The sequence below is a fragment of the Thioclava sediminum genome (genome assembly GCF_002020355.1).
GTDB classification, from domain to species: Bacteria; Pseudomonadota; Alphaproteobacteria; order Rhodobacterales; family Rhodobacteraceae; genus Thioclava; species Thioclava sediminum.
In genome coordinates this window covers 355,438-378,164 of sequence record NZ_MPZV01000003.1, presented here as the reverse complement: position 1 = coordinate 378,164, position 22,727 = coordinate 355,438, and the positions used below count along the sequence as shown (strand labels likewise).

Here is a 22,727-nt window from a genome sequence, read left to right as displayed (position 1 = left end):
CGAAAAAGGCCGCCCGTCGGGGCGGCCATTTCCATTTCGGGTCAAACCCCTGCGATCAGGAGTTCATGTCATAAGCACGCTCGCCATGGGTCGACAGGTCCAGCCCGTTGGTCTCGTGCTCGTCGCTGACGCGCAGCGGGAAGACCAACCGCACCAGCATCGCCAGAACCCAGCTGCCCGCGATGGTGAAGATACCGACGACGGCCAGCGCGCCGAGTTGGGCGACAAAGCTGCCATGCCCGAACACCGCGATCATGATCGTGCCGAAGATGCCGCCCACGCCGTGGACCGCGAAGACGTCGAGGCTGTCATCGACATGCAGCTTCTCGCGGATCAGCACGACGAATTCCTGACAGATGATCCCGGCGGCGAAGCCGATCACCAGCGCTTCGATCGGACCCACGAAGCCCGAGGCCGGGGTGATCGAGGCGAGGCCTGCGATCGTGCCGGTCACGAGGCCCACCATCGAGGCGCGGCCGAACTTGATGCGCTCCCACAGCGCCCAGCTGAGCGAGGCGGCGGCGGCGGAGATATGGGTGACGGTGATCGCCATGCCGGCCACGCCATCGGCGGCCAGTTCAGAGCCGCCGTTGAAGCCGAACCAGCCGACCCACAGCAAGCCTGCGCCCATCGCGACCATGCCGGGGTTATGCGGCGGCGTGGTGCGCTTCACCCGCGGGCCGATCATCAGCGCCAGCACGAGGGCTGCGAGGCCTGCGGTTTCGTGCACCACGATGCCGCCCGCGAAATCCTTGGTGCCGACCGCGCCCCAGATACCGCCATCGGACATGATGCCACCGCCCCAGATCCAATGCGCGACCGGCGCATAGATCAGCAGCATCCAAAGGCCGGTGAAGACCATCACGAAGCCATAGTTGATCCGCTCCACGAAGGCGCCGACGATCAGCGCGGGCGTGATGATCGCGAAGGTCATCTGGAAGGCGAAGAAGACGATCTCGGGGATCGAGCCCGACAGCGTGTCCGGCGTGATGCCCAGCAGCGCGAATTTACCCAGGCCGCCCCAATAGCCATTGGCGTCCCCGAAGGCGATCGAATAGCCGAACAGCAGCCACAGCACGCTCATCAGCGCCGCGATCGAGAAACACTGCATGAAGATCGACAGCACGTTGCGCGCCCGCACGAGCCCGCCGTAAAACAGCGCCAGCCCCGGCAGCGTCATCAGCAAAACCAGCGCCGTCGCCACCATGATCCACGCGGTATCGGCCGCGTTCATCCCCGCTTCCATCTCGACAAATCCTCCTCGAAATTCCCTCTGGAGGGCAGGGGCCATAAGCGCCGCGCGCAATAAAGAGACATTTTGCGCAAAACCCGCCTATTCGCGCGTCACTTTTGTAACTGCGCGAAAAATGGGCGATGCGGGGTGCGTATGCTTATGACGTGGGCGGTTTGGAGTCAGGCCTGTGCCGCGGACAGCAGCAGGGCGAGCGCGTGATCGCAGGCTGCTTCGCGCACCTTGTCGCGCCCGAGTGCGCCGAATTCGACCGTCTCGACCAGCGTCTCGGCGCCCTCGCGCGCGAGGCCGAAGCAGACGCGGCCCTCGGGTTTGAACTCGGATCCACCCGGTCCCGCGATGCCGGTGATCGCGACGGCGATCTGGGCGTGGGAGTGGCTCAGCGCGCCCTCGGCCATCTCGCGCGCGACCGGCTCGGAGACCGCGCCATGGGCGTCGAGGCTTTCCGCGCTGACGCCCAGCATCTCGCGTTTGGCGTCATTGGTGTAGGTGACGAAGCCGCGTTCCACGACCGCTGACGATCCCGGAATATCGGTGAGGGCTGCGGCGACCATCCCGCCGGTGCAGCTCTCGGCGGTCGCGACCATCAGGCCGCGCGCCTTGCAGGCGTCGAGAACGTCGGACGCGCGGCTCATCCCATCATGCCCAGAAAGACGATGTGGTAGAGGCCTGCGAGGATGATCGACACGATCCCGGCGAAGACCCCGGCCCAGATATCGTCGAGCATTACGCCCGTCGCGTCATGGCGGCGATCGGCGCGGCCCACGAGCCACGGCTTCCAGATGTCGAACAGCCGAAACAGCAGGAACGCTGCGACCGGCCCGGGCCAGACCATGTGTAGATCGACGCCCGTGGAGAGGCCGCGCTGCCAGAAGCCGAAGGCGGGGAACAGGAGCGCCACCCATTGGCCCGCCACCTCGTCGATCACGATCTCGGAGGGGTCGTCTTTGCTGTCGCCCAGCTGCGCGCGCACCGACCAGAAGCCAAGCGCGGTGACGGCGATGGTGGCGATCACTAGCGGGATGAAGCCCAGCCAGTGCTCGATCGCCCAGCCGACCAGAACGGCGACCAGCGAGCCCCAGGTGCCCGGCGCGGGTTTCAGTAAGCCGACAAATCCGACCGTGTTGATGGCGCGCAGCATGGGGTTACTCCTTGATCAATGTGGCGGTGGCGATGGCGGCAATGCCTTCCTCGCGCCCGGTGAAGCCCAGACGCTCGGAGGTGGTGGCCTTGACCGAGATCCGGCCAGGCTCGATCCCGATGATGCGGGCCAGAACCTGCGCCATTTCAACGGCATGAGGGCCGATCTTGGGCTGCTCGCAGATCAGCGTGACATCGGCATTTCCCAGACGAAAGCCCCGCGCTTCGGCCAGTTTCACGGCGTGGTCGAGGAAAATCTCCGACGCGGCGCCTTTCCATTGCGGGTCCGACGGCGGGAAATGCCGCCCGATATCGCCCTCGGCCAGCGCGCCATAGATCGCATCGGTCAGCGCGTGCATGCCCACATCGGCATCGGAATGACCCTTGAGCTTTTTGTCATGCGGCACCGCGACCCCGCAGAGCGTCACATGATCGCCCGGCTCGAACGCGTGCACGTCGTAGCCATGGCCCAAACGGATATCCATCTTGTCTCCCAACAGTCTCTCGGCCCGGGCGAAATCCTCCGGGTAGGTGATCTTCAGATTGTCTTCCGAGCCGCGCGTGATCGCAACCGAAAGACCGGCCGCGCGGGCCACTTCCACGTCATCGGCAGATCCGCCCGGATGGGCGCGGTGGGCGCTGAGGATCGCGTCGAAATCGAAACCCTGCGGGGTCTGCGCGCGGTAGAGGCCGCCGCGATCCTGCGTGCCGGTGACCTGACCGTTCTCGCCGGTCCAGAGCGCGTCCGAAACGGGCAAGGCGGGCGCTGCGGCCTGTGCGCTTTCGAGCGCGTCGAGTACGCCGTCGATCACCGCGCGGCTCACCAGCGGGCGCGCGCCATCATGGATCAGCACCTTCTCGACGCCCGAGCCTTCCAGCATCTCCAGCGCATTGCGCACCGAGGCATCGCGGCTCGAACCGCCCGCACACAGCGCGACCTCGCCCTGAAATTGCGCGATGCCGCGCGTCATGTCTTCGGGGTGCAGAACGACCACGATCCGCCCGATGCCTTTGAAAGCGGCAACGGTATGGGCCAGCACCGGCTGCCCCGCGAGGCTCTGCCATTGCTTCGGGGTTTCTCCGCCAGCGCGGGTGCCACGCCCGGCGGCGACGATGATGATGGCGTTGCTCATGGCGGCTCCCTGATCGCCCAAGGGCTTAGGCGAAGACGCGGCTCTGCGCAATCGGTGCCGCTGGACGCGATACGTCGCGCGATGTGACAACTGGCCACAGTTAGGTGATTAAAAAATAGGCGGATGCTGATTTTCCCACCTAAAAAGGGGTGGACGCAATTGTGATTCTTTGGTCAAACGCCTAATTCGAAGGAAGACGAGTGACAGGACACCTCCGTGCCGAAGATTTTGGTTCTCGACGACATCACACTGACCCCGCCGGTCTTTCTCGCGCCCATGGCCGGGATCACCGACCTTCCGTTCCGGCGGATGGTGGCGCGTTTCGGCGCGGGTCTCGTCGTGTCCGAGATGGTGGCGTCGGGAGAGATGCTGACTGCGAAACCCTCGGTGCGCGCGAAAGCACGGGTCGAGATGGGGCTGGAACTGCCGACCTCGGTGCAGCTCGCCGGGCGCGAGCCCGAGCCGATGGCGGAGGCCGCGAAGATGGTCGCCGACATGGGCGCGCGGATCATCGACATCAATATGGGCTGTCCGGCCAAGAAGGTGACGGGCGGGGCGTCGGGCTCGGCGCTGATGCGCGATCCCGATCATGCGCTGCGGCTGATCGAGGCGACGGTGGGCGCGGTCGACCTGCCGGTGACGCTGAAGATGCGGCTGGGCTGGTGTGACGACACGCATAACGCAGCCGAGATCGCGCGCCGGGCCGAGGCTGCGGGCGTGAAAATGATCGTCGTGCATGGCCGCACGCGGATGCAGTTCTACAAGGGCAGCGCCGATTGGGAAGCGATTGCCGAGACCGTCGACGCGGTCTCGATCCCGGTAATCGCCAATGGAGACGTGGTCGATGCGAGCTCCGCGCGCGCAGCGCTGGCGCAATCGGGCGCGGCGGGTGTGATGGTCGGTCGCGGGGCGCAGGGCGCGCCGTGGCGGCTGGCTGAAATCGGTCATGAAATCTTCGGATCGTTGAAGCCGCAGGTTCCTTATGGGAATACGCTTTGCGATTACATTTCAGAGCATTACGAGGCAATCTTGAGTTTCTACGGACGTGATCTCGGGCTGCGTCTCGCGCGCAAGCATCTGGGCTGGTATTGCGAGGCGGCGAATGCGCCGCTGCGCGCCGAGATGATGGTCAGCCAGACGCCGGAGGCGACCTTGTCGCTGATCGAGCGCGCTTTCGGGGAAAGGTGCGCCGCATGAACCTTCCGGCCCCCGGCATTATCTGGACCTCGCTTCCGACCCCGGCTTTGCTGATCGATGGCGACGATCTTGTCGACGAGGTGAACCCCGCCGCCGAGCTGTTCCTTAACCTTTCCGCCAAGGCGCTGAGAGGTAAGGCGATCGGCGAAAGGCTCGCGATTTCCGCACCTTTGGAGGAAATCTTCTACCGGGTCCGGAAGAACCGCGCCTCGCTCTTCGTTAACGATGTCGAGTTGACGACGGGCGAGAAAGCCCCGGTGCAATGCAATCTGCAAGCCGCCCCCGTGGGCGAAGACCCCGACCGGGTGCTGCTGCTGATCGAGCCGCGCGAGCTGGCTGATCGGCTGGGCCGCGCGAGCCTCGTGAAATCGGCCGCGCGCTCGGCCATCGGCATGGCGGAGATGCTGGCCCATGAGATCAAGAACCCGCTCGCCGGGATCGCCGGGGCGGCCCAGCTTCTGAGCATGAACTTGTCCGGAGAAGACCTTGAATTGACGGACTTAATCGTCGACGAGACGCGCCGCATCGTGAAGCTGCTCGAACAGGTCGAACAGTTCGGCAATGTCCGCGCGCCCGAGAAGAAAGCGGTCAATATCCATGACGTACTCGATCGCGCGCGCAAATCCGCAGGCGTCGGCTTCGGCGCGCATATGACGATCAAGGAGGATTACGATCCCTCGCTGCCGCCGACACTGGGCGATGCGGATCAATTGACTCAAGTCTTCCTGAACCTGTTGAAGAACGCTGCAGAAGCCTCGGAAGGGAATGGAGAAATCAAGATCCGTACCTTCTATGAACACAGCCTGCGTCTGCGTCGTGCCGATGGATCGGGGCAGCCTCTGCCGCTCCAGATCGAGATCATCGACGACGGCCCCGGCATCCCGCCGGAAATCTCCAACGAGATCTTCGAGCCCTTCGTTTCGGGCCGTGAGAACGGCACGGGGCTTGGTCTCGCGCTTGTCTCGAAGATCATCAACGATCACAACGGCTGGGTCACGCTCGACTCGGTCCCGGGCAAGACCCGGTTTCGCATTTCACTTCCCGTTGCGCCAAAGGAGGCCTGATCCATGGACGGCACCGTACTTGTCGCGGATGACGATCGCACAATCCGCACCGTTCTGACCCAGGCCCTGACCCGGGCGGGCTGCAAGGTTCATGCCACTGCGTCGCTCGTGACGCTGATGCGTTGGGTCGAAGAGGGCAAAGGCGATCTGGTGATCTCGGACGTGATCATGCCTGACGGAAACGGGCTCGAGGCGCTGCCGAAGATCTCCGAGGAGCGTCCGGGCCTGCCGGTCATCGTGATCTCCGCGCAGAACACGATCATGACCGCGATCCAAGCGGCCGAGGCTGAGGCTTACGACTATTTGCCGAAACCGTTCGATCTGCCTGACCTGATGAAGCGCGCGCAAAAGGCGCTGGAGCAGAAGCGCCGTAGCCCGATCGCCCCGCGCGAGATCGAAGGCAGCGGCGATGCGGGCGATCTGCCGCTGGTGGGTCGCACGCCGGCGATGCAGGAGCTTTACCGGCTTGTCGCACGGGTGATGAATGCCGATCTCGCGGTTCTGATCGCGGGTGAGAGCGGCACAGGCAAGTCCTTGATCGCGAAGGCTATTCACGACTTTTCCGACCGTCGCACACTGCCCTTCGTGGTTGCGCAGGCGGGCGATCTGCAGGGTGCGGACGGCCCGGCGGCGCTGGTGGCGAAGGCCAAGGGTGGCTCGCTCGTCTTCGACGAGGTTGGCGATTACGACGACGACACGCAGGCGCGGATCGTGCGGATGCTCGACGCGCTGCCCGATCCGGCGCCGCGGATCATGGCCACGACGCAGATCGACCTTGCGGGGCTGATGGAGGCGGGCAAGTTCCGTCAGGACCTGTTCTACCGGCTGGGCGGCGTGACGCTGAACGTGCCGTCCTTGCGCGAGCGGGTCGAGGATATCCCGCTTCTGGCCGAGCATTTCCTTGCCCGCGCCGAGCGCGACGGGCTAGGTCTGCGCCGCTTCACGCCCGAGGCGCTGCAACTCGTGCGCGCCTATTCCTGGCCTGGCAACGTGCGCCAGCTGGAGAACACGATCCGCCGTCTTGCGGTGACCTCGCCCGAGGAAGAAATTACCCGCGCCGAGGCCGAATTCGTGCTGGGCAACCAGCCCGCGATCGAACCGCTGCGCCAAGGCGGCGAGGGCGAGAAGCTCTCGGCCTCCATCGCGCGCCACCTGCGGCGCTATTTCGACCTTCACGGCGGCACGCTGCCGCCTCCGGGCCTTTACGACCGGATTTTGAAGGAAATGGAGGCGCCGCTGATCGAAATCGCGCTCGATGCGACCGGTGGCAACCAAGCCAGATGTGCCGATCTGCTCGGCATCAACCGCAATACGTTGCGTAAAAAGATCACCGATCTGGATATTCAGGTGACACGCCGCCGCAAACTGATGTAAACCCGCAACAGGGGGCTGTGGCTTTTCCGTTCACACGGATTCGCGAGCCACGGTCTGGAATGAGGGGGCATTAGTGCAGGGCAGCACGGCATATCGCTCAGGCTGGGACCGTTTGGCGCGCTTTCGCCGCCAAAAGCGGGTGCGCAACCTGTTTACCTTCGGTCTGGTCGTTCTGGGCCCGGCGCTCGCGATTGCGACCTTCATAGTCCTCGGGCCCTTGGGACAGGGGGCGGACAGCACCGCGCTGCGCCTGATCCTGCTCGCCGATTTCGTCTATTTCCTGCTGCTCGCCGGGCTGATCCTGATGCGGCTGGTGCAGATCATCGCCGCGCGCCGCGCGCATTCCGCCGGATCGCGGCTGACCCTGCGCCTCACCGGTGTTTTTGCGGGCATCGCGCTGGTGCCGACGATCCTTGTTGCGGTCTTCGCGTTCCTCACGGTGAATATCGGTCTCGAGGGCTGGTTCTCGGATCGCGTGCGCTCGGTCGTGGGCACGTCGCTACAGGCCGCCGAGGCCTATCAGTCCGAGCATAAGCGTGATCTGGTGCAGGATAGCCGGGCGCTCGCGAATTTCCTCAATTTGCGGCGGCAGGCCTCGACCTTCATGTCGGATGGCGAGCTGCGCGAATTGCTCATCACCGGGCAGGCGGGCATCCAGCGCGGCGTGAAAGAGGCCTATGTGATCGACGGCACGGGCCGGATCGTCGCCCGCGGCGATCGCTCCTATCTCTTTGATTACGAAGAACCTTCCCCGCGCGACATCGTCGAGGCGCAGAAGGGCGAGACGGTGCTGATCGAAGATTGGCCGAACTCGGAACTGCGCGCGCTGATCCGGCTCGACGCCTTCGTGGACCGGTATCTCTATATCTCGCGCAAGGTGGACGGGCAGATCCTCGCGCTGCTCGATAAAACGCGCGAGACGGTGACGCTCTATCAGCAATTGGAGAGCGCGCGCGGCCGGGTGATTTTTGAGTTCGGGCTGCTCTATTTCGGCTTCGCGCTGATCCTGATCCTCGCCGCCCTCTGGATGGGGCTGTGGTTCGCAGAGCGCCTGTCGCGCCCCATCGGTCGTCTTGCTGCCGCGGCAGAGCGTGTCGGCTCGGGCGATCTGGATGCGCGGGTCATCGAGGCCGAGGGCGACGACGAAATCGCGACCCTCGGCGAGGCGTTTAACCGGATGACCGGGCAGCTGAAGGGCCAGCGCATGGCCCTGATCGAGAACCACCGCGAAACCGAGGAACGGCGGCGGATGTTTGATTCCGTGCTGTCTTCGGTAACCTCGGGGGTGATCGGGCTGGATGCTGATGGGCGGATAGACTTCGTGAACCGGGCGGCGATGACCTTGCTGGCGCTCGATAGTGCGCGTGACAATGCCCGCGAGCTCTCGACCGCCGTTCCAGAATTCGTCGGGCTTTACAATCGTTTGCAGGACGGTCTTAACGAGGTCGCGCAGGAGGAAATCCGGGTCTCCCGCGGCGGGCGGCTGGAAAGCCTGCTGGTGCGCATGGCGGTGCGGCGCAACGATCTGGGCACGCCCGAGGGCTATGTGGTGGCCTTCGAGGATGTGACCGATCTGGTCTCGGCGCAGCGGATGGCGGCGTGGGGCGACGTGGCCCGGCGCATCGCGCATGAGATCAAGAACCCGCTCACGCCGATCCAGCTCTCGGCCGAGCGGATCAAGCGCAAATTCGGCAAGATGACCGAGGGCGAAGATCTTGAAACGCTCAATCAGCTCACCGGCGTGATTGTGCGGCAAACCAATGACTTGCGGCGCATCGTGGACGAGTTTTCGCGCTTCGCGCGGATGCCGGAACCCGACCGCGCGGATCACGATCTGGCTCAACTGGTGCGCGACGCCGCGACCCTGCAGCAAGACAGCCTGCATGGCGCGAAGCTGGTGACGGATGTCCCGAGCGAGCCGGTTATCGTCGAACTGGACGCGACGATGATCTCGCAAGCGGTGACGAATCTTGTGAAGAACGCAGGCGAAGCGATTGAATCCTATACGGAAAAAGGCAATGTGGAAGAAGGCTTCGCGCCCGAGGTTCGCCTCGATATGCAGGTCGCGCCTGAGCATGTTACGATCCACATCGCGGATAACGGGATCGGCTTGCCGCCGGACCGCTCGCGGCTGTTCGAGCCTTACGTTACGACGCGCGAGAAAGGCACCGGGCTGGGCCTTCCCATCGTCAAGAAGATCATTGAGGAACATGGTGGAACGCTGACCCTGAGCGATGCGCCCGCCTTTGCAGAGGGTGCCCATCGCGGGGCGCTCGCCGAAATCAGGCTCCCACGCGCCCGAGCAGCGCTCAGAGCCATCAAGGAGAGGGGCGAAGCCCCAGGGGAAGTGACATGAGCGACATTCTGATCGTCGACGACGAGAAAGACATCCGCGAGCTGATCGCCGACATCCTGCGCGACGAAGGCTTCAAGACACGCCTCGCGGCGAATTCCAACGAGTGCATGGACGAGATCAACGCCCAGGAACCGGCGCTGATGATCCTCGATATCTGGCTGAAGGACAGCAAGATGGACGGGATCGACATCCTCAAGACGGTCAAGCGCGACAACCCGGATGTGCCGGTCATCATCATCTCGGGCCACGGCAATATCGAGATCGCGGTGGCGGCGATCAAGCAGGGCGCCTACGACTTCATCGAGAAGCCCTTCAACATCGACCAGCTGATGGTGGTGATCTCCCGCGCGATGGAGACAGCGCGGCTGCGGCGTGAGAACTCGACGCTGAAGCGCCGCGACATGTCCTCGGGCGAGATGATCGGCGACTCGGCCGCGTTCCGGCGGCTGAAGGATCAGCTCGACAAGGTGACCAAGTCCAACGGCCGGGTGATGCTGACGGGCGAGCCGGGTTCGGGCAAGGAGATGGCCGCGCGCTATATCCACCAGTTCTCGACCCGTGCGGCGGGGCCGTTCATCACGGTCAATTCCGCTTCGATCGAGCCCGACCGGATGGAAGAGGTGCTGTTCGGGCGCGAGACGCCCGAGCGCGGCGTCGAGAAGGGCCTGTTGGAGCAGGCACATGGCGGCGTGATTTATTTCGATGAGGTGGCGGAGATGCCGCTCGGCACGCAGTCGAAAATCCTGCGCGTTCTGACCGAGCAGCAATTCTTGCGCGTCGGCGGGGCCGACAAGGTCCGCGTCGATCTGCGGGTGATCTCGTCGACGACCCGCGATCTGATGACGCAGATCCGCGAGGGTCTTTTCCGGCAGGAGCTCTACGACCGGCTGAACGTGGTGCCGATCGAGGTGCCGCCGCTCTCGGAGCGGCGCGAGGACGTGCCGCTTCTGGCAGACCATTTTTTGCGCGGCTTCAACGAGACCCAGGGCCTGCCGCTGCGCGAGATCTCGGAAGAGGCCGCGGCGCTGATGCAGACGATGGACTGGCCCGGCAATGTCCGCCAGTTGCGCAACGTGATCGAGCGGGTGCTGATCCTCGGTGAAGGCACGGGCGCGATCGAGGCGCGCGAGCTGCCCGGTCAGGAAGGCCCGGCGGACGAGGGGCGCATCGTTCTGGGCGGCGCGCTCGCCACGCTGCCCTTGCGTGAAGCGCGCGAGCTGTTCGAGCGCGAATACCTCCTCACCCAGATCAACCGCTTCGGCGGCAACATCTCGCGGACCGCGAATTTCGTCGGCATGGAACGCTCGGCGCTGCACCGCAAACTGAAATCGCTCGGCGTCGTCACCACGAACAAGGCCGGCGCCCGCGTCGCCCAATTCGACGGCGGCGAGGAGTAACGAAAAACGCGCGCCTCCTTGCGGGGCGCGCGTCTGTTTTCGGCTTGGAAGAAATATCCCGGGGTGAGCCCGGAACGGGCGAGGGGCAGAGCCCCTCGTTTTTATTTCTCCGGCAAGAGCCCGCGCGGGCTGAAGCGCAGCACCATCAGCAGGATGATCCCCATTACCAGCATCCGCATATGCGGGGCCGACTGGATCAGGTGATCCTTGAGCCCGCCATCGGGGAAGGGTGCCGCCAGCGCGCCCATGATATCCGGGCCCCAGTCGCCTGCCTTGACCCAGACGTACCAGATCAGCACACCGCCGAGGATCGAGCCCCAGTTGTTGCCAGAGCCGCCCACGATCACCATCACGAGGATCAGGAACGTGTAGCGCAGCGGGTTGTAGGAGGTCGGCGTCATCTGCCCGTCGAGCGAGATCATCATCGCGCCCGCAAGCCCGATCACCGCCGAGCCCAGCACGAATATCTGCAGGTGGCGGCGGGTGACGTTCTTGCCCATTGCCGCCGCCGAGATCTCGTTGTCGCGGATCGCGCGCATCATCCGGCCCCAAGGCGATTTCAGCGACATCTCGGTCAGCCAGATCAGCGCGAGGATGACGATCACGAACAGCACGAGGAAGGCCAGCTTCACCGCGATCGTCGAGCCCAGCTGCGGATCGAGACCCCAAGCCTGCATCTGCGCGACGAAGTCGGGCGAGTTCTGCAGGTCGATCTCGTAGGGCACCGGCCAAGGGCGCGGGATGCCGTTGACGTTCAGAACGCCGCGGTCGAGCCATTGCTCGTTCTTCAGGATCGCGACGATGATCTCTGCAATGCCGAGCGTGGCGATCGCGAGGTAATCCGAGCGCAGGCCGAGCGCGGTCTTGCCGACCAGCCAGGCCGCGCCTGCGGCCAGAACCGCGCCCACGGGCCAGGAGATCAGCGTCGGCAGGCCCAACCCGCCGAGGTTGCCCTGCGCCGAGGGGTTGATCGCCTCGATCACCTCGACCGCCGGATCGAACAGCCAGCGATAGGTGAAGAAGCCGACGATTAGCACGGCGGTCACGGCGAGGCCGCGCGTCTTGCCGCGCAGATTGCGCCAGATCCAGACCGCCGCCAGCACCGCGACGATGGCCACGAAGAAGGCCGCCATGATGCCCGGACCGCCACCCGAGAAGGCGCCGGAGGTGGGCGGCATGGAGATCAGCACCGGGGCGAGGCCGCCAAGCGCGAGGAAGCCCATCGCGCCCGCGTTGAACAGGCCCGCATAGCCCCATTGCATGTTCACGCCGAGCGCCATGATCGCCGACAGAAGCCCCATGTTGAGAATGCCGAGCGCCGAGTTCCAGCCCGAGGTGAAGCCCTCGAGCAGGATGAGCGCGGCCATGATGGCGAAGAAGAGGGGCGCACGGATGCTGCTGGTCTCGCCAGCCTGACGATTGCTGCTCATACGATTTTCCCCTTGAAGAGGCCGGTCGGCTTGAAGATCAGGACGAGGATCAGGATCGTGAAGCTGACTGCGTATTTGTAGTCGGTGGAGAGAAGCTGGACGAGGCCGTCCGGCTCCCAGCTCGGGACCAGATAGGTCGCAACCTTCTTCCATGCGTAGGTGAGGCCCACTTCCGAGAAGGAGATCACGAAGCCGCCTGCGATCGCGCCCACCGGGTTGCCGATGCCGCCGACGATGGCCGAGGCGAAGATCGGTAGCAGAAGCTGGAAATAGGTGAAGGCTTTGAACGATTTGTCGAGCCCGTAGAGCGTGCCTGCGATGGTCGCGAGCGCGCCGGTGATGATCCAGGTCACGGCCACGACCTTGTTCGGGTCGATGCCCGACAGCAGCGCCAGATCCTCGTTATCGGAAAACGCGCGCATGGATTTGCCGGTGCGTGTCTTGCCCAAGAACCAGAACAGCGCGGCCACGGTGATGATCGCGGTGACGACGGTGATCACCTGGGTCGAGCGCAGCGTCAGCGGCTCGTGCAGTCCCGTCATGTCGCGCCATTGCCGGGCGTTGATGACGAAGCGCGTGCCGTCGTCGAAGTTGATCTGGTCGACGCCGATCAGGAAGCGCGTGAGCGCGTTCATCACGAACATCACGCCGACCGAGACCATGACCATGACCACGGGCGCGGCCCTGACTTTTCGGTAATATTGGTAAACGACCTTGTCCGTCCCGAGCATCAGCGCCGCGGTGACTGCGATGCCGAAGGGTAGGGCGAGAAGGGCGGTCGGCAGCGGGCCGAAGCTGATCCCCATCGCCTGGAAACCCCAGGTGATCAGGATCACGACCCCGGTGCCGAAGGCCATCGTGTCGCCATGGGCGAAGTTGGAAAACCGCAGGATCGAGTAGATCAGCGTGACCCCGAGCGCCCCGAGCGCGAGCTGCGCGCCATAGGCGGTGGCGGGGATGATGACGTAATTGGTAACCGCGACAAGCGCGTTGATGAGTTCCATTCCTCAGCCCCCCAGGAAGGTGCGGCGGACTTCCGGGTCGGCCAGAAGGGCCTCGCCAGTGTCGGTGTATTTGTTCGCGCCTTGCACGAGGACATAGCCTTTATCCGCGATCTCAAGGGCTTGTCGGGCGTTCTGTTCGACCATCAGGATCGAGATGCCGCTGCGGGCGACCTCGATGATGCGATCGAACAGCTCGTCCATGACGATGGGCGAGACGCCTGCGGTCGGCTCGTCGAGCATCAGCAGTTTCGGCTGGGTCATCAGCGCGCGGCCTACGGCCACCTGCTGACGCTGCCCGCCGGACAGCTCGCCCGCGTTCTGGCGGCGCTTTTCCTTCAGGATCGGGAACAGATCGAAGACCTGATCCATCGTGCCCCGGAAATCGTCGTCGCGGATGAAGGCGCCCATCTCGAGGTTTTCCTCGACCGTCATGGTCGGGAAGACGTTGTTCACCTGCGGAACGAAGCCCATACCTTTCTTAACGCGGTCCTGCGGCGAAAGGCCGGTGATGTCCTGCCCGTCGAGGGTGACCTTGCCTTCGCGCAGGCCGAGCATGCCGAAGACCGCCTTCATCGCGGTGGATTTGCCCGCGCCGTTGGGGCCGACGATTACGGCGATCTCACCCTTTTCGACGGTCAGCGTGCAATCGTGCAGGATATCGGCCTTGCCGTAGCCGCCGGTCATGTTGGAAGCGTTGAGATAGCTCATTGGTCGCCTCCATGGCCGGCTTCATCGCCCAGACCGGGCTGCGCGCCGTGATCTTCGTGGGCGGCGGTCTCGGCGGTTTCCTCGGCCTTGACCTTGTTCTTCAACCCGGTGCCCAGATAGGCCTCGATGACGGCCTCGTTTTCCATGATGTGATCGGCAGACCCTTGGGCCAGCACCTTGCCCTCGGCCATCACGATGACCGGGTCGCAGAGGCGGCCGATGAAATCCATGTCGTGTTCGATCACGCAGAAGGTGTAGCCGCGTTCCTTGTTGAGGCGCACGATGGCATCGCCGATCGTGTTGAGAAGCGTCCGGTTCACGCCCGCGCCGACCTCGTCGAGGAAGACGATCTTGGCTTCGACCATCATCGTGCGGCCCAGCTCCAGAAGCTTCTTCTGGCCGCCCGAGAGGTTTCCTGCCTTCTCGTCCTTGAGATGCGAAATCGTCAGGAAATCAAGGACTTCATCGGCTTTCTTCAGAAGCGCCGCTTCCTCGTCGCGGATGTGTTTTCGCCCGAACCATGTGTTCCAGAGCGTCTCGCCCGCCTGACCGGTGGGCACCATCATCAGGTTCTCGCGCACGGTGAGCGAGGGGAATTCATGCGCGATCTGGAAGGTGCGCAGCAGCCCCTTGCGGAACAGCTCGTGCGGGGCAAGCCCGGTGATGTCCTCGCCATCCATCGTGACACGGCCCGCGGTGGGTTCGTGCACGCCTGCGATGACGTTGAAGAGCGTTGATTTGCCGGCGCCGTTCGGGCCGATCAGCCCGGTGATCGAGCCGGTCGCGATTTCGAGGCTCGCGCCATCGACCGCGCGGAATCCGCCGAAGGATTTGACTAGGTTTTCAACCCGGATCATAGGGTCCCCTGAGTTGTAGGCGTGTTAGCTTCACGCCGCATCTTGTTGTTTTATAATTGAAAACAGCCCGGATCGCTCCGGGCTGCTTCAGCTCTGATGACCGCTTAGCGGTATTTCACCGTCTCGATCTTGTCGTCCTTGATCGCGATTTCGCGGAAAGTGCCCGCGGCTTCGCCATTGCCGATCAGGTTGACGGCGGTCGCGCCTTCATAGTCGACCGGCTTGCCTTCCTTGATCAGGTCGAGCGCCTTGCCCAGCTCGCCGGGATAGATCTTCTCGCCGGGGCCGTTCGCGACTTCCATGACCTTGTCCTTGTAGACTTTCGGGTCGGTGGAATCCGCCGCCTGCATCGCGAGCAGCATCAGAGCCGCCGCGTCATAGGCGCCGCCCGAATAAGCCGACGAGCCGTCGAACCCGGCTTTCTCGGCCATGCCGAGATAGGTCTTCATGCCGTCGCCTGCCGAGTCGGGAAGCTGGCCGAAGGAGCCGTTGATTTCCGAGCCGAAATTGTCCTCAAGCGTCTGGCTGACCATGCCGTCCGGGAAGACGAAGGTCTCGAAGGCGCCGGTGTCGAGCGCGCCGCGCAGGATGCCCGAGCCGCCCTGGTCGATATAGCCGACGATGACGAGCGCGTCGCCACCTGCGGAAGCGAGCGATGCGACTTCAGCGGAGTAGTCGCCCTTGCCGTCTTCGTGCGCGGCCGAGATCGTGACGCTGCCGCCCTTGGCCTTGTAGGCCTTCTCGAAGCTGTCGGCGAGACCCTTGCCGTAGTCGTTGTTGGTGTAGGTCACGGCGACGTTCTTGATGCCCTTCTCGAGGATTTCGTCGGCCATGACTTCGCCCTGACGCGCATCCGACGGAGCGGTGCGGAAGAACAGACCGTCATCTTCGAGCGTCGAGAGTGCCGGCGAGGTCGCCGAGGGCGAGATCATCACGACGCCGTTCGGCATGGCGACGTTTTGCAGGACAGCGGTGGTCGCGCCCGAGCACATTGCACCCATGATGCCAGCGACCTTGTCGGTGGTGACCAGCGTTTCGCCTGCCGCGGTCGCGGCTGCTGCGTCGACGCAGGTCGAGTCGCCGCGGACTGCGGTCACGGTGTCGCCACCCAGCAGCTTGCCGGAATCGGAGACTTCCTTGATCGCCATCTCGGCACCCTGCGCCATCGGCGGGGCGAGCGATTCAAGCGGGCCGGTAAAGCCCAGCAGGACGCCCATCTTCACGTCATCGGCATATGCGCCAGTCGCGCCAAGCGCGATCGCAGCCGAAGCCAGAAGCAGTTTTTTCATGTGTTCACTCCCGTGTTGGAACTCGCGTTCTTGCGCGAGGTTAGTGCGCGGTTCGTCAAATGTGAAGAACCGCGAGTGGCGCGATGACGCGAAAAACGGACCCGAAGGTCAAGGCGCGCGCAATGCGACGTAACGGCAATTTGGGGTTATGTGCAAATTCGTGAAAGCCGCGGGGGGCGATTGCGCAATTTTCAGTCGAGCGAGTCTTCCGGCCCTAAATCGACGGTGGAGTCCAAGCTTTCCTTTTCGCCCGCAGCGCTCGCGCCGCGTTCACGGTAGGGTGTGGTCTGGTAATGCGCGCGGTAGCATTTCGAGAAATGCGACGGGCTCGCAAAGCCGCAGGCCATGGCGACGTTGATCACGCTCATTTCCGTTTGCATCAACAGGTTACGCGCCTTTTGCAGCCGCAATTCCATGTAATAGCGCTTCGGCGAGCGGTTGAGGTAGCGACGGAACAGCCGCTCCAGTTGGCGCGCGGACATGCCCACTTCGGTCGCGAGCGTCGCGGGGCTGATCGGGTCTTCGATATTGCGCTCCATCCGGCCGATAACCTGCGCGAGCTTGGGGTGGCGCACGCCGATCCGGGTGGGAATCGACAGCCGCTGCGTGTCGCGATCCGAGCGGATCGAAGAATGGATCAGCTGATCGGCGACGGTATTGGCCAGTTCCTCGCCGTGATCGCGGGCAATCAGCCGCAGCATCAGGTCGATCGAGGCGGTGCCGCCCGCCGTCGTCACCCGGTTGCCGTCGATCACGAAGACGCCCTTGGTCAGCTCGATATCGGGGAAATCCTCGGCGAAAGCGTCGACATTCTCCCAATGGATCGTCGCGCGTTTGCCGTCGAGCAGGCCTGCGCGGGCCAGCGCATAAGAGCCGGTGCACAGGCCCCCGATCACCGCGCCGCGCCGTGCCTCGCGCCGGAGCCAGTTCAGAAGCGGCTTGGTGACCGCCTCGGCCACGTCGATGCCGCCGCAGACCAGCACCATCGTATCGCGGCCCAGTTCCTCCAGCCCGATATCGGTGCGGAAGGTCGTGCCGTTCGAACAGGTGACATCCTCGCCGGTTTCCGAGGCCAGTTTCCACGTATAAAGCGTGCGGCCCGAAACCTGATTGGCGAGGCGCAGCGGCTCGATCGCGCTGGCGAAGGCCATCATCGTGAACCGGTCGAGAAGCATGAAGACGACCGAGCGCTGGCGCGCGTCCGGGGCGATCCGGATCATCCCCTGCGAAGGGGCTGGGCGACGGGTGGGGCGGGGATCAGGCATGTCGTCAATCCGTCATCTGTGGTGAATCACCGAAACAGGAAATTGGTGCCCGCCGCAAGAGGGGGAACTTACGGAGGGGCCCGCAGGCGTGCGGAAATGCAATTTCGGGTTTGTTTCCCTGACCCGCGCCGTCTATAAGCGGCGCCGAATGAAACGACCACGCTTTTGGAGGATCAGATGGGCAAGGGTTGGAGCAAATCGGACTGGCGCGCGAAACCGCGGGTTCAGATGCCCGACTATCCCGATCAGGGGGCGCTGAACGCTGTCGAGGCACAGCTGTCGCGGATGCCGCCGCTGGTCTTCGCGGGCGAGGCACGCACGCTGAAGTCGGAGCTGGCGAAAGCCGCGCGCGGCGAAGCATTCCTGCTGCAGGGTGGCGATTGCGCCGAGTCCTTCGGGGAATTCTCGGCCGATAACATTCGCGACACCTTCAAGGTGATGCTGCAGATGGCGGTCGTGCTGACCTGGGGCGCGAAGGTTCCGGTCATCAAGGTCGGCCGCATGGCGGGGCAGTTCGCCAAGCCGCGTTCGGCACCGACCGAGACCATCGACGGCACCGAGCTGCCGAGCTACCGCGGCGACATCATCAACGGCTTCGAATTCACCTCGGAGGCGCGTCTGCCCGATCCGAACCGGATGCTGCAGGCCTACACGCAGGCGGCCGCGTCGCTGAACCTGCTGCGCGCTTTCTCGACCGGTGGTTTCGCCGATATCCACCGCGTCCAAAGCTGGATCGCGGGCTTCACCGATGCCGACGACGCCGAGAAATACCGTCAGGTCGCCGATCAGATCTCGGAGGCGATGGACTTTATGCGGGCCGCGGGCGTGACCTCGGAAACCGCGCATGAGCTGGCTTCGGTCGATTTCTACACCTCGCACGAGGCGCTGCTGCTGGAATATGAAGAGGCGCTCTGCCGCATCGATTCCACCTCCGGCCTGCCGATCGCGGGCACCGGCCACATGCTCTGGATCGGCGACCGCACCCGTCAGCCCGACGGCGCGCATGTCGAATTCGCACGCGGCGTGCAGAACCCGATCGGCCTGAAATGCGGCCCCACCACCACCGAGGACGACCTCAAGGTGCTGATGGAGAAGCTGAACCCGGAAAACGAGGCGGGCCGTCTGACCCTGATCGCGCGTTTCGGCGCGGGCAATGTCGGCGATCACCTGCCGCGCCTGATCCGCACGGTCGAGGCCGAGGGCGCGAATGTCGTCTGGTCCTGCGACCCGATGCACGGCAACACGATCAAATCGGCCTCGGGCTTCAAGACCCGCCCGTTCGAGTCCGTGCTGCGCGAGGTGAAGGAATTCTTCGCGATCCACAAAGCCGAGGGCACGATCCCCGGCGGCGTGCATTTCGAGATGACCGGCAAGGACGTGACCGAATGCACCGGCGGCGTGCGCGCCGTGACCGATGGCGATCTGTCCTCGCGCTACCACACCGCCTGCGACCCGCGTCTGAATGCGAGCCAGTCGCTGGAACTGGCCTTCCTCGTCGCCGAGGAACTGCAGGACCGCCGCAAGTTCGCGAAAGCGGCGTCGCAATAAGCGCGCGCCGCGCTGCGGCAGGTTTCAACGGATTGATTGGCCCGGACCTTGGTGTCCGGGCCTTTTTCATGCGTGGCGCTGCAGAGAATAATCAAAGCGTGACAGGGAGTTGCGGGCTGTAGCTGAGCGGCTTGGCGAGGGCTTCTTTACCCCTCCTGACGCACCACCCGGAACATCGCGCGGCGCTCGTCCGGCGTCATCTCGGCCAGATGCTCGGCGCGGGTTTTCGGGCGTGGCGTGTAGGGCGTTTGGCTCTCCGCAAAGCCCGAGCTGGCGGGCATCGGTGCGGGCTGCTCGAATTGGGGCGCGGCGCGGAAATCGCGTCCGGCAGGTTTGGGCTGGGGCGGCATCTCCAGCGGCTTGATCCGGGCGCCCGTGACCGTGAAGCGGCGCGGAGCGCGGCCTGCATCGTGGATGTCTTCCGCCTCGCCCGTATTGCGCAGCGGCTCTGCCACGAAACATCCCAGCACCCGCGTAACCGCCCCGAAATCATCCGTCAGCGGCAGCATCACCAGATGGCCCGCGAGCCCCGGCTTGCCGATCCCGGCCTCCGAGACCAGCTGCGCCTCGGCGATGGCGGGGCGCGCGAAGACGGCCTCGGTCAGATCGGCGATCTGCTTGCGGCCCTCGGGTGCGAAAAGCGAGGTCAGGGGCATTCCGCGCACCTCCATTCCCATCAGGTCGCAGATATGCTGCCCTGCGAGACGAAACCGCCCCATGCCCGGCGCGACCCGTTCGAGGATGAAGGCAAATTCCAGCGCGCGGTCGATGCCGCGCGGATCGATATCGGCGCGGGCGGGTATCGGGCGGCCGGCCAGCAGCGCCTCCCAATAGGCGCGCAGCTCGTTGCCGATCCGGCGACCTTTGGCCGAGGCGGGGGATGCGGCGTTGCTGTCGGTCTCGCGATCCATTTCAATCACCCTTACTTCGTCCCGCGCGGCGCTGGCGCGGGGTGGCTGTCTCGCGCCCGGCGATCGGGCGGCATGTGCCGCCTTGCGGTTGACCGTCAGGGCGAAATCGTTACTGAACTCTTACCAAGGCCAAGTTAGGCCATTTTTTCGTCACATGGGGAAAGAAACTCTTAAATGGTTAAACCCGCTCCAGAGCCGCGCCCGGAGGGGGCGCCCGCCGCCGCCACGGTCTCGATGACCGGATTTGCCGCCGGGCAGGGGAGCGGCGCGGGGCATGACTGGAGCTGGGATCTGCGCTCGGTCAACGGCAAAGGGTTCGACCTGCGGCTGCGGCTGCCCGATATCGAGGGGCTGGAGCCGGCTCTGCGCAAGGCGGTGGGCGAACGCGTCGCGCGGGGCAATGTCACGCTGAACCTCAAGCTCACGCAGGCCGCAGGCAGTGCCGCGATGCGGATCGAGCCCGACGTGCTCAATGCCGCCCTTGCTGCCGTCGACAGGGTCGAGCGCGCCGCCGAGCGCAAGGGCGTGGCGCTGGCGCCGCTCAAGCCGAGCGATCTGATGGCGATGCGCGGAGTGGTCGATCACTCGGGCGGCACGATCGAGGATCCCGCGGCACTGCTGGCCGCACTGCTTGAGAGTTTCGAGCCCGTTCTGGAGAGTTTCGTCGCGATGCGCCGCGAAGAGGGCGCCCGGACCGGCGCCTTGCTGGCCGCGCGCATCGACGAGATCGCCGCGCTGACCGATGAGGCCGCTGACGCCGCCGCCGCGCGTGCCCCGAAGGCTGCAGAGACGCTGAAGGCCGCCCTTGCGCGGGTGATGGAGGCCACCGAGGCCGATCCCGACCGGGTCGCGCAGGAACTGGCCCTGATCGCGATCAAGGCCGATGTCACCGAAGAGATCGAGCGCCTCCGCGTCCATGTCGAAGCCGCCCGTGCGCTGCTCGCCGAGACCGGACCCGTGGGCCGCAAATTCGAATTTCTGGCGCAGGAATTCGTCCGCGAGGCCAATACGCTGTGCTCGAAATCGGGCGATGCGGAGTTGACGCGGATCGGTCTGGCGTTGAAATACGCGATCGACCAGCTGCGCGAGCAGATCCAGAACGTAGAGTAATACTGATGCCCGATACCAACCGCCGCGGCCTTCTCATTATCCTTTCGTCGCCCTCGGGCGCAGGCAAATCCACGCTGGCCAAGCGGCTGATGAACTGGGACTCGACGCTGCGCTTCTCGGTCTCGGCCACGACGCGCGATCCGCGTCCGGGCGAGAGCGACGGGGTGGAGTATTTCTTCAAATCCCGCGCCGAGTTCGAAAAGATGGTCGATCAGGGCGACATGCTGGAACATGCCGAGGTGTTCGGCAATTTCTACGGCACGCCGAAAGGCCCGGTGGAGGCCGCGATGGGCGAGGGGCGCGATACGCTGTTCGACGTCGATTGGCAGGGCGGGCAGCAGATCCGCAATTCCTCGCTGGGCAAGGATGTGGTCTCGATTTTCATCCTGCCGCCCTCGATTGCGGCGCTGGAAGAGCGGCTGCGCAGCCGCGCGCAAGACAGCGATGCAGTGATCAACGGCCGGATGGAAAAATCGCTCGCCGAAATCAGCCATTGGTCTGAATATGACTATGTTCTGGTCAATGACGATCTCGACCGCGCCGAAGAGCAGTTGCGCACCATCCTGACCGCCGAGCGCAGCCGCCGCGACCGTCAGACCGGGTTGAGTGAATTCGTGCGAAAACTGAACAGGGAGTTCGAGGCAAGATGATTTACGAACTGGACGGGATCGCCCCCGAAATCGCCGAAGACGCATGGGTCGCGCCCGACGCCAATCTGATCGGCAAGGTGGTGCTGGAGACCGAGGCCTCGGTCTGGTTCGGCGCCACTCTGCGCGGCGATAACGAGGAAATCCGCGTGGGTGCGGGCTCGAACCTGCAGGAGAACGTCGTCTGCCACACCGATATGGGCTTTCCCCTGGTGATCGGCGCGAATTGCACGATCGGCCACAAGGCGATGCTGCATGGCTGCACGATCGGGGACGGCTCGCTGATCGGCATGGGGGCGACGGTGCTCAACGGCGCGAAGATCGGCAAGGGCTGCCTGATCGGCGCGGGCGCGCTGATCACCGAAGGCAAGGAAATCCCCGATGGCAGCCTCGTGATGGGCGCGCCGGGCAAGGTGGTCCGCCAGCTTGACGAGAAGGCACTGCAGGCGCTGCTGGGCTCCGCCGCACATTATCGCGAGAATGCCGCGCGCTTCTCGAAGGGGCTCAAAGCGATCGGTTAATTGTCGCGAAACTCATCTACCGGCAGGGTGAAGATGTCGAAGTCGAGCTGGGGATGCGCGGCGCGCACCTCCTGCCGGATGGCTGAGATATTGGGCAGCGGGCGGGAATAGGCTCGCAGCTTGCCGGTGAACCCGAATTCCTCGAGCCGCTTCGCGAGGTCGAGAATGTCGAACCTCTCCGACAGAAGCGGAGCCAGCACCAGTTCGGGGCGCAGCTTCACCATCTTTTGCGCGGTGATCTGGTCGTATTGAAGCACCTGAATCGCCTGGCCGGAGATCTCTTTGAGCGAAGACGGCAGCTCACGCGCAGGGTCGACCAGCAGCAGGTTGCTGGTCTCAGACGCCTTCACACATTGAAAGAGAACGGCTTGTAAGGCGAGACGGGAACGGGGGGTTCTTGACATAGTAATAGTGCAAACCTCATCGCCCCCGCGGTGTAAGTGACGGGATCCGGAAAGATCCCATGAAATACACGCCTAGGTTTAGCGTTTTTTCACTTATTTCACAAGGCACTGATTGTTGAC

21 protein-coding genes are annotated in these 22,727 nt (G+C 64.3%); 9 read left to right on the top strand and 12 right to left on the bottom strand.

Annotation, left to right across the window (positions count from 1 at the left end; all coding sequences use genetic code 11):
- Nucleotides 1-55: 55 nt before the first annotated feature.
- From BMI91_RS14055 to BMI91_RS14040, 4 genes are all read right to left on the bottom strand, one after another.
- Nucleotides 56-1,234 (bottom strand): ammonium transporter, encoded by a 1,179-nt coding sequence (locus BMI91_RS14055; RefSeq protein WP_078605777.1) that lies wholly within the window; start codon nucleotides 1,232-1,234, stop codon nucleotides 56-58.
- 179 nt (nucleotides 1,235-1,413) lie between these two features.
- Nucleotides 1,414-1,887 (bottom strand): CinA family protein, encoded by a 474-nt coding sequence (locus BMI91_RS14050; RefSeq protein WP_078605499.1) that lies wholly within the window; start codon nucleotides 1,885-1,887, stop codon nucleotides 1,414-1,416.
- The gene (locus BMI91_RS14045; protein ID WP_078605498.1) at nucleotides 1,884-2,393 is read right to left on the bottom strand and encodes a phosphatidylglycerophosphatase A family protein; all 510 of its coding nucleotides are present in this window, start codon (nucleotides 2,391-2,393) and stop codon (nucleotides 1,884-1,886) included. Before BMI91_RS14045 ends, BMI91_RS14050 begins: the two co-directional genes overlap by 4 nt.
- Before the next feature lie 4 nt (nucleotides 2,394-2,397).
- Nucleotides 2,398-3,525: a bifunctional 2-C-methyl-D-erythritol 4-phosphate cytidylyltransferase/2-C-methyl-D-erythritol 2,4-cyclodiphosphate synthase gene (locus BMI91_RS14040; protein WP_078605496.1), complete on the bottom strand. Its 1,128-nt coding sequence runs from the start codon at nucleotides 3,523-3,525 to the stop codon at nucleotides 2,398-2,400.
- A gap of 216 nt (nucleotides 3,526-3,741) precedes the next feature.
- Here BMI91_RS14040 and dusB point away from each other — a divergent pair, with 216 nt between their 5' ends.
- The 5 genes from dusB to ntrX all read left to right on the top strand — a co-directional run bounded on the left by dusB (nucleotide 3,742) and on the right by ntrX (nucleotide 10,913).
- Nucleotides 3,742-4,722 (top strand): tRNA dihydrouridine synthase DusB, encoded by a 981-nt coding sequence (gene dusB / locus BMI91_RS14035; RefSeq protein ID WP_279627339.1) that lies wholly within the window; start codon nucleotides 3,742-3,744, stop codon nucleotides 4,720-4,722.
- Entirely contained in the window at nucleotides 4,719-5,786 is a 1,068-nt protein-coding gene (locus BMI91_RS14030) for a two-component system sensor histidine kinase NtrB (protein WP_078605495.1), read from the top strand. Before dusB ends, BMI91_RS14030 begins: the two co-directional genes overlap by 4 nt.
- 3 nt (nucleotides 5,787-5,789) lie before the next feature.
- Nucleotides 5,790-7,160 (top strand): response regulator, encoded by a 1,371-nt coding sequence (locus tag BMI91_RS14025; protein WP_078605493.1) that lies wholly within the window; start codon nucleotides 5,790-5,792, stop codon nucleotides 7,158-7,160.
- Nucleotides 7,161-7,299: 139 nt separating this feature from the next.
- A complete protein-coding gene (locus BMI91_RS14020; protein ID WP_244176645.1) occupies nucleotides 7,300-9,516 on the top strand; it encodes a sensor histidine kinase NtrY-like in 2,217 nt (738 codons plus the stop codon).
- Nucleotides 9,513-10,913, top strand: coding sequence for a nitrogen assimilation response regulator NtrX (gene ntrX / locus BMI91_RS14015; protein ID WP_078520784.1), 1,401 nt, complete (start codon nucleotides 9,513-9,515; stop codon nucleotides 10,911-10,913). Before BMI91_RS14020 ends, ntrX begins: the two co-directional genes overlap by 4 nt.
- 101 nt (nucleotides 10,914-11,014) lie before the next feature.
- On the opposite strand, the gene BMI91_RS14010 is transcribed toward ntrX, so the two are convergent.
- The 6 genes from BMI91_RS14010 to BMI91_RS13985 form a co-directional block, all read right to left on the bottom strand.
- The gene (locus BMI91_RS14010; protein WP_078605491.1) at nucleotides 11,015-12,343 is read right to left on the bottom strand and encodes a branched-chain amino acid ABC transporter permease; all 1,329 of its coding nucleotides are present in this window, start codon (nucleotides 12,341-12,343) and stop codon (nucleotides 11,015-11,017) included.
- Nucleotides 12,340-13,347, bottom strand: a complete 1,008-nt coding sequence (locus BMI91_RS14005) for a branched-chain amino acid ABC transporter permease (protein WP_078550208.1) — start codon at nucleotides 13,345-13,347, stop codon at nucleotides 12,340-12,342. Before BMI91_RS14005 ends, BMI91_RS14010 begins: the two co-directional genes overlap by 4 nt.
- A 3-nt stretch (nucleotides 13,348-13,350) precedes the next feature.
- Entirely contained in the window at nucleotides 13,351-14,055 is a 705-nt protein-coding gene (locus BMI91_RS14000; RefSeq protein ID WP_078540796.1) for an ABC transporter ATP-binding protein, read from the bottom strand.
- Nucleotides 14,052-14,912, bottom strand: coding sequence for an ABC transporter ATP-binding protein (locus BMI91_RS13995; protein WP_078605489.1), 861 nt, complete (start codon nucleotides 14,910-14,912; stop codon nucleotides 14,052-14,054). Before BMI91_RS13995 ends, BMI91_RS14000 begins: the two co-directional genes overlap by 4 nt.
- Before the next feature lie 104 nt (nucleotides 14,913-15,016).
- Nucleotides 15,017-16,201, bottom strand: a complete 1,185-nt coding sequence (locus tag BMI91_RS13990) for an ABC transporter substrate-binding protein (protein ID WP_078550210.1) — start codon at nucleotides 16,199-16,201, stop codon at nucleotides 15,017-15,019.
- Nucleotides 16,202-16,392: 191 nt separating this feature from the next.
- Nucleotides 16,393-17,421 (bottom strand): GlxA family transcriptional regulator, encoded by a 1,029-nt coding sequence (locus BMI91_RS13985; protein ID WP_093477140.1) that lies wholly within the window; start codon nucleotides 17,419-17,421, stop codon nucleotides 16,393-16,395.
- Nucleotides 17,422-17,643: 222 nt separating this feature from the next.
- Between BMI91_RS13985 and BMI91_RS13980 the strand changes: the two genes are divergently transcribed.
- Nucleotides 17,644-19,014 carry a class II 3-deoxy-7-phosphoheptulonate synthase gene (locus tag BMI91_RS13980; protein WP_078540799.1) on the top strand — a complete coding sequence of 457 codons (1,371 nt, stop codon included), beginning with the start codon at nucleotides 17,644-17,646 and terminating at the stop codon, nucleotides 19,012-19,014.
- Nucleotides 19,015-19,160: 146 nt separating this feature from the next.
- On the opposite strand, the gene BMI91_RS13975 is transcribed toward BMI91_RS13980, so the two are convergent.
- Nucleotides 19,161-19,925 (bottom strand): PAS domain-containing protein, encoded by a 765-nt coding sequence (locus BMI91_RS13975; RefSeq protein WP_078605488.1) that lies wholly within the window; start codon nucleotides 19,923-19,925, stop codon nucleotides 19,161-19,163.
- 174 nt (nucleotides 19,926-20,099) lie between these two features.
- Between BMI91_RS13975 and BMI91_RS13970 the strand changes: the two genes are divergently transcribed.
- The 3 genes from BMI91_RS13970 to BMI91_RS13960 are packed head-to-tail and all read left to right on the top strand — an operon-like array spanning nucleotide 20,100 to nucleotide 22,203.
- Entirely contained in the window at nucleotides 20,100-21,035 is a 936-nt protein-coding gene (locus tag BMI91_RS13970) for a YicC/YloC family endoribonuclease (protein WP_244176644.1), read from the top strand.
- A gap of 5 nt (nucleotides 21,036-21,040) precedes the next feature.
- Nucleotides 21,041-21,685: a guanylate kinase gene (gene gmk / locus BMI91_RS13965; protein ID WP_078605487.1), complete on the top strand. Its 645-nt coding sequence runs from the start codon at nucleotides 21,041-21,043 to the stop codon at nucleotides 21,683-21,685.
- Nucleotides 21,682-22,203 carry a gamma carbonic anhydrase family protein gene (locus BMI91_RS13960; protein WP_078605485.1) on the top strand — a complete coding sequence of 174 codons (522 nt, stop codon included), beginning with the start codon at nucleotides 21,682-21,684 and terminating at the stop codon, nucleotides 22,201-22,203. The genes gmk and BMI91_RS13960 overlap by 4 nt, the downstream gene beginning before the upstream one ends.
- On the opposite strand, the gene BMI91_RS13955 is transcribed toward BMI91_RS13960, so the two are convergent.
- Nucleotides 22,200-22,553 carry a hypothetical protein gene (locus tag BMI91_RS13955; RefSeq protein WP_078520773.1) on the bottom strand — a complete coding sequence of 118 codons (354 nt, stop codon included), beginning with the start codon at nucleotides 22,551-22,553 and terminating at the stop codon, nucleotides 22,200-22,202. The genes BMI91_RS13960 and BMI91_RS13955 overlap by 4 nt on opposite strands.
- Between the last annotated feature and the right edge of the window lie 174 nt (nucleotides 22,554-22,727).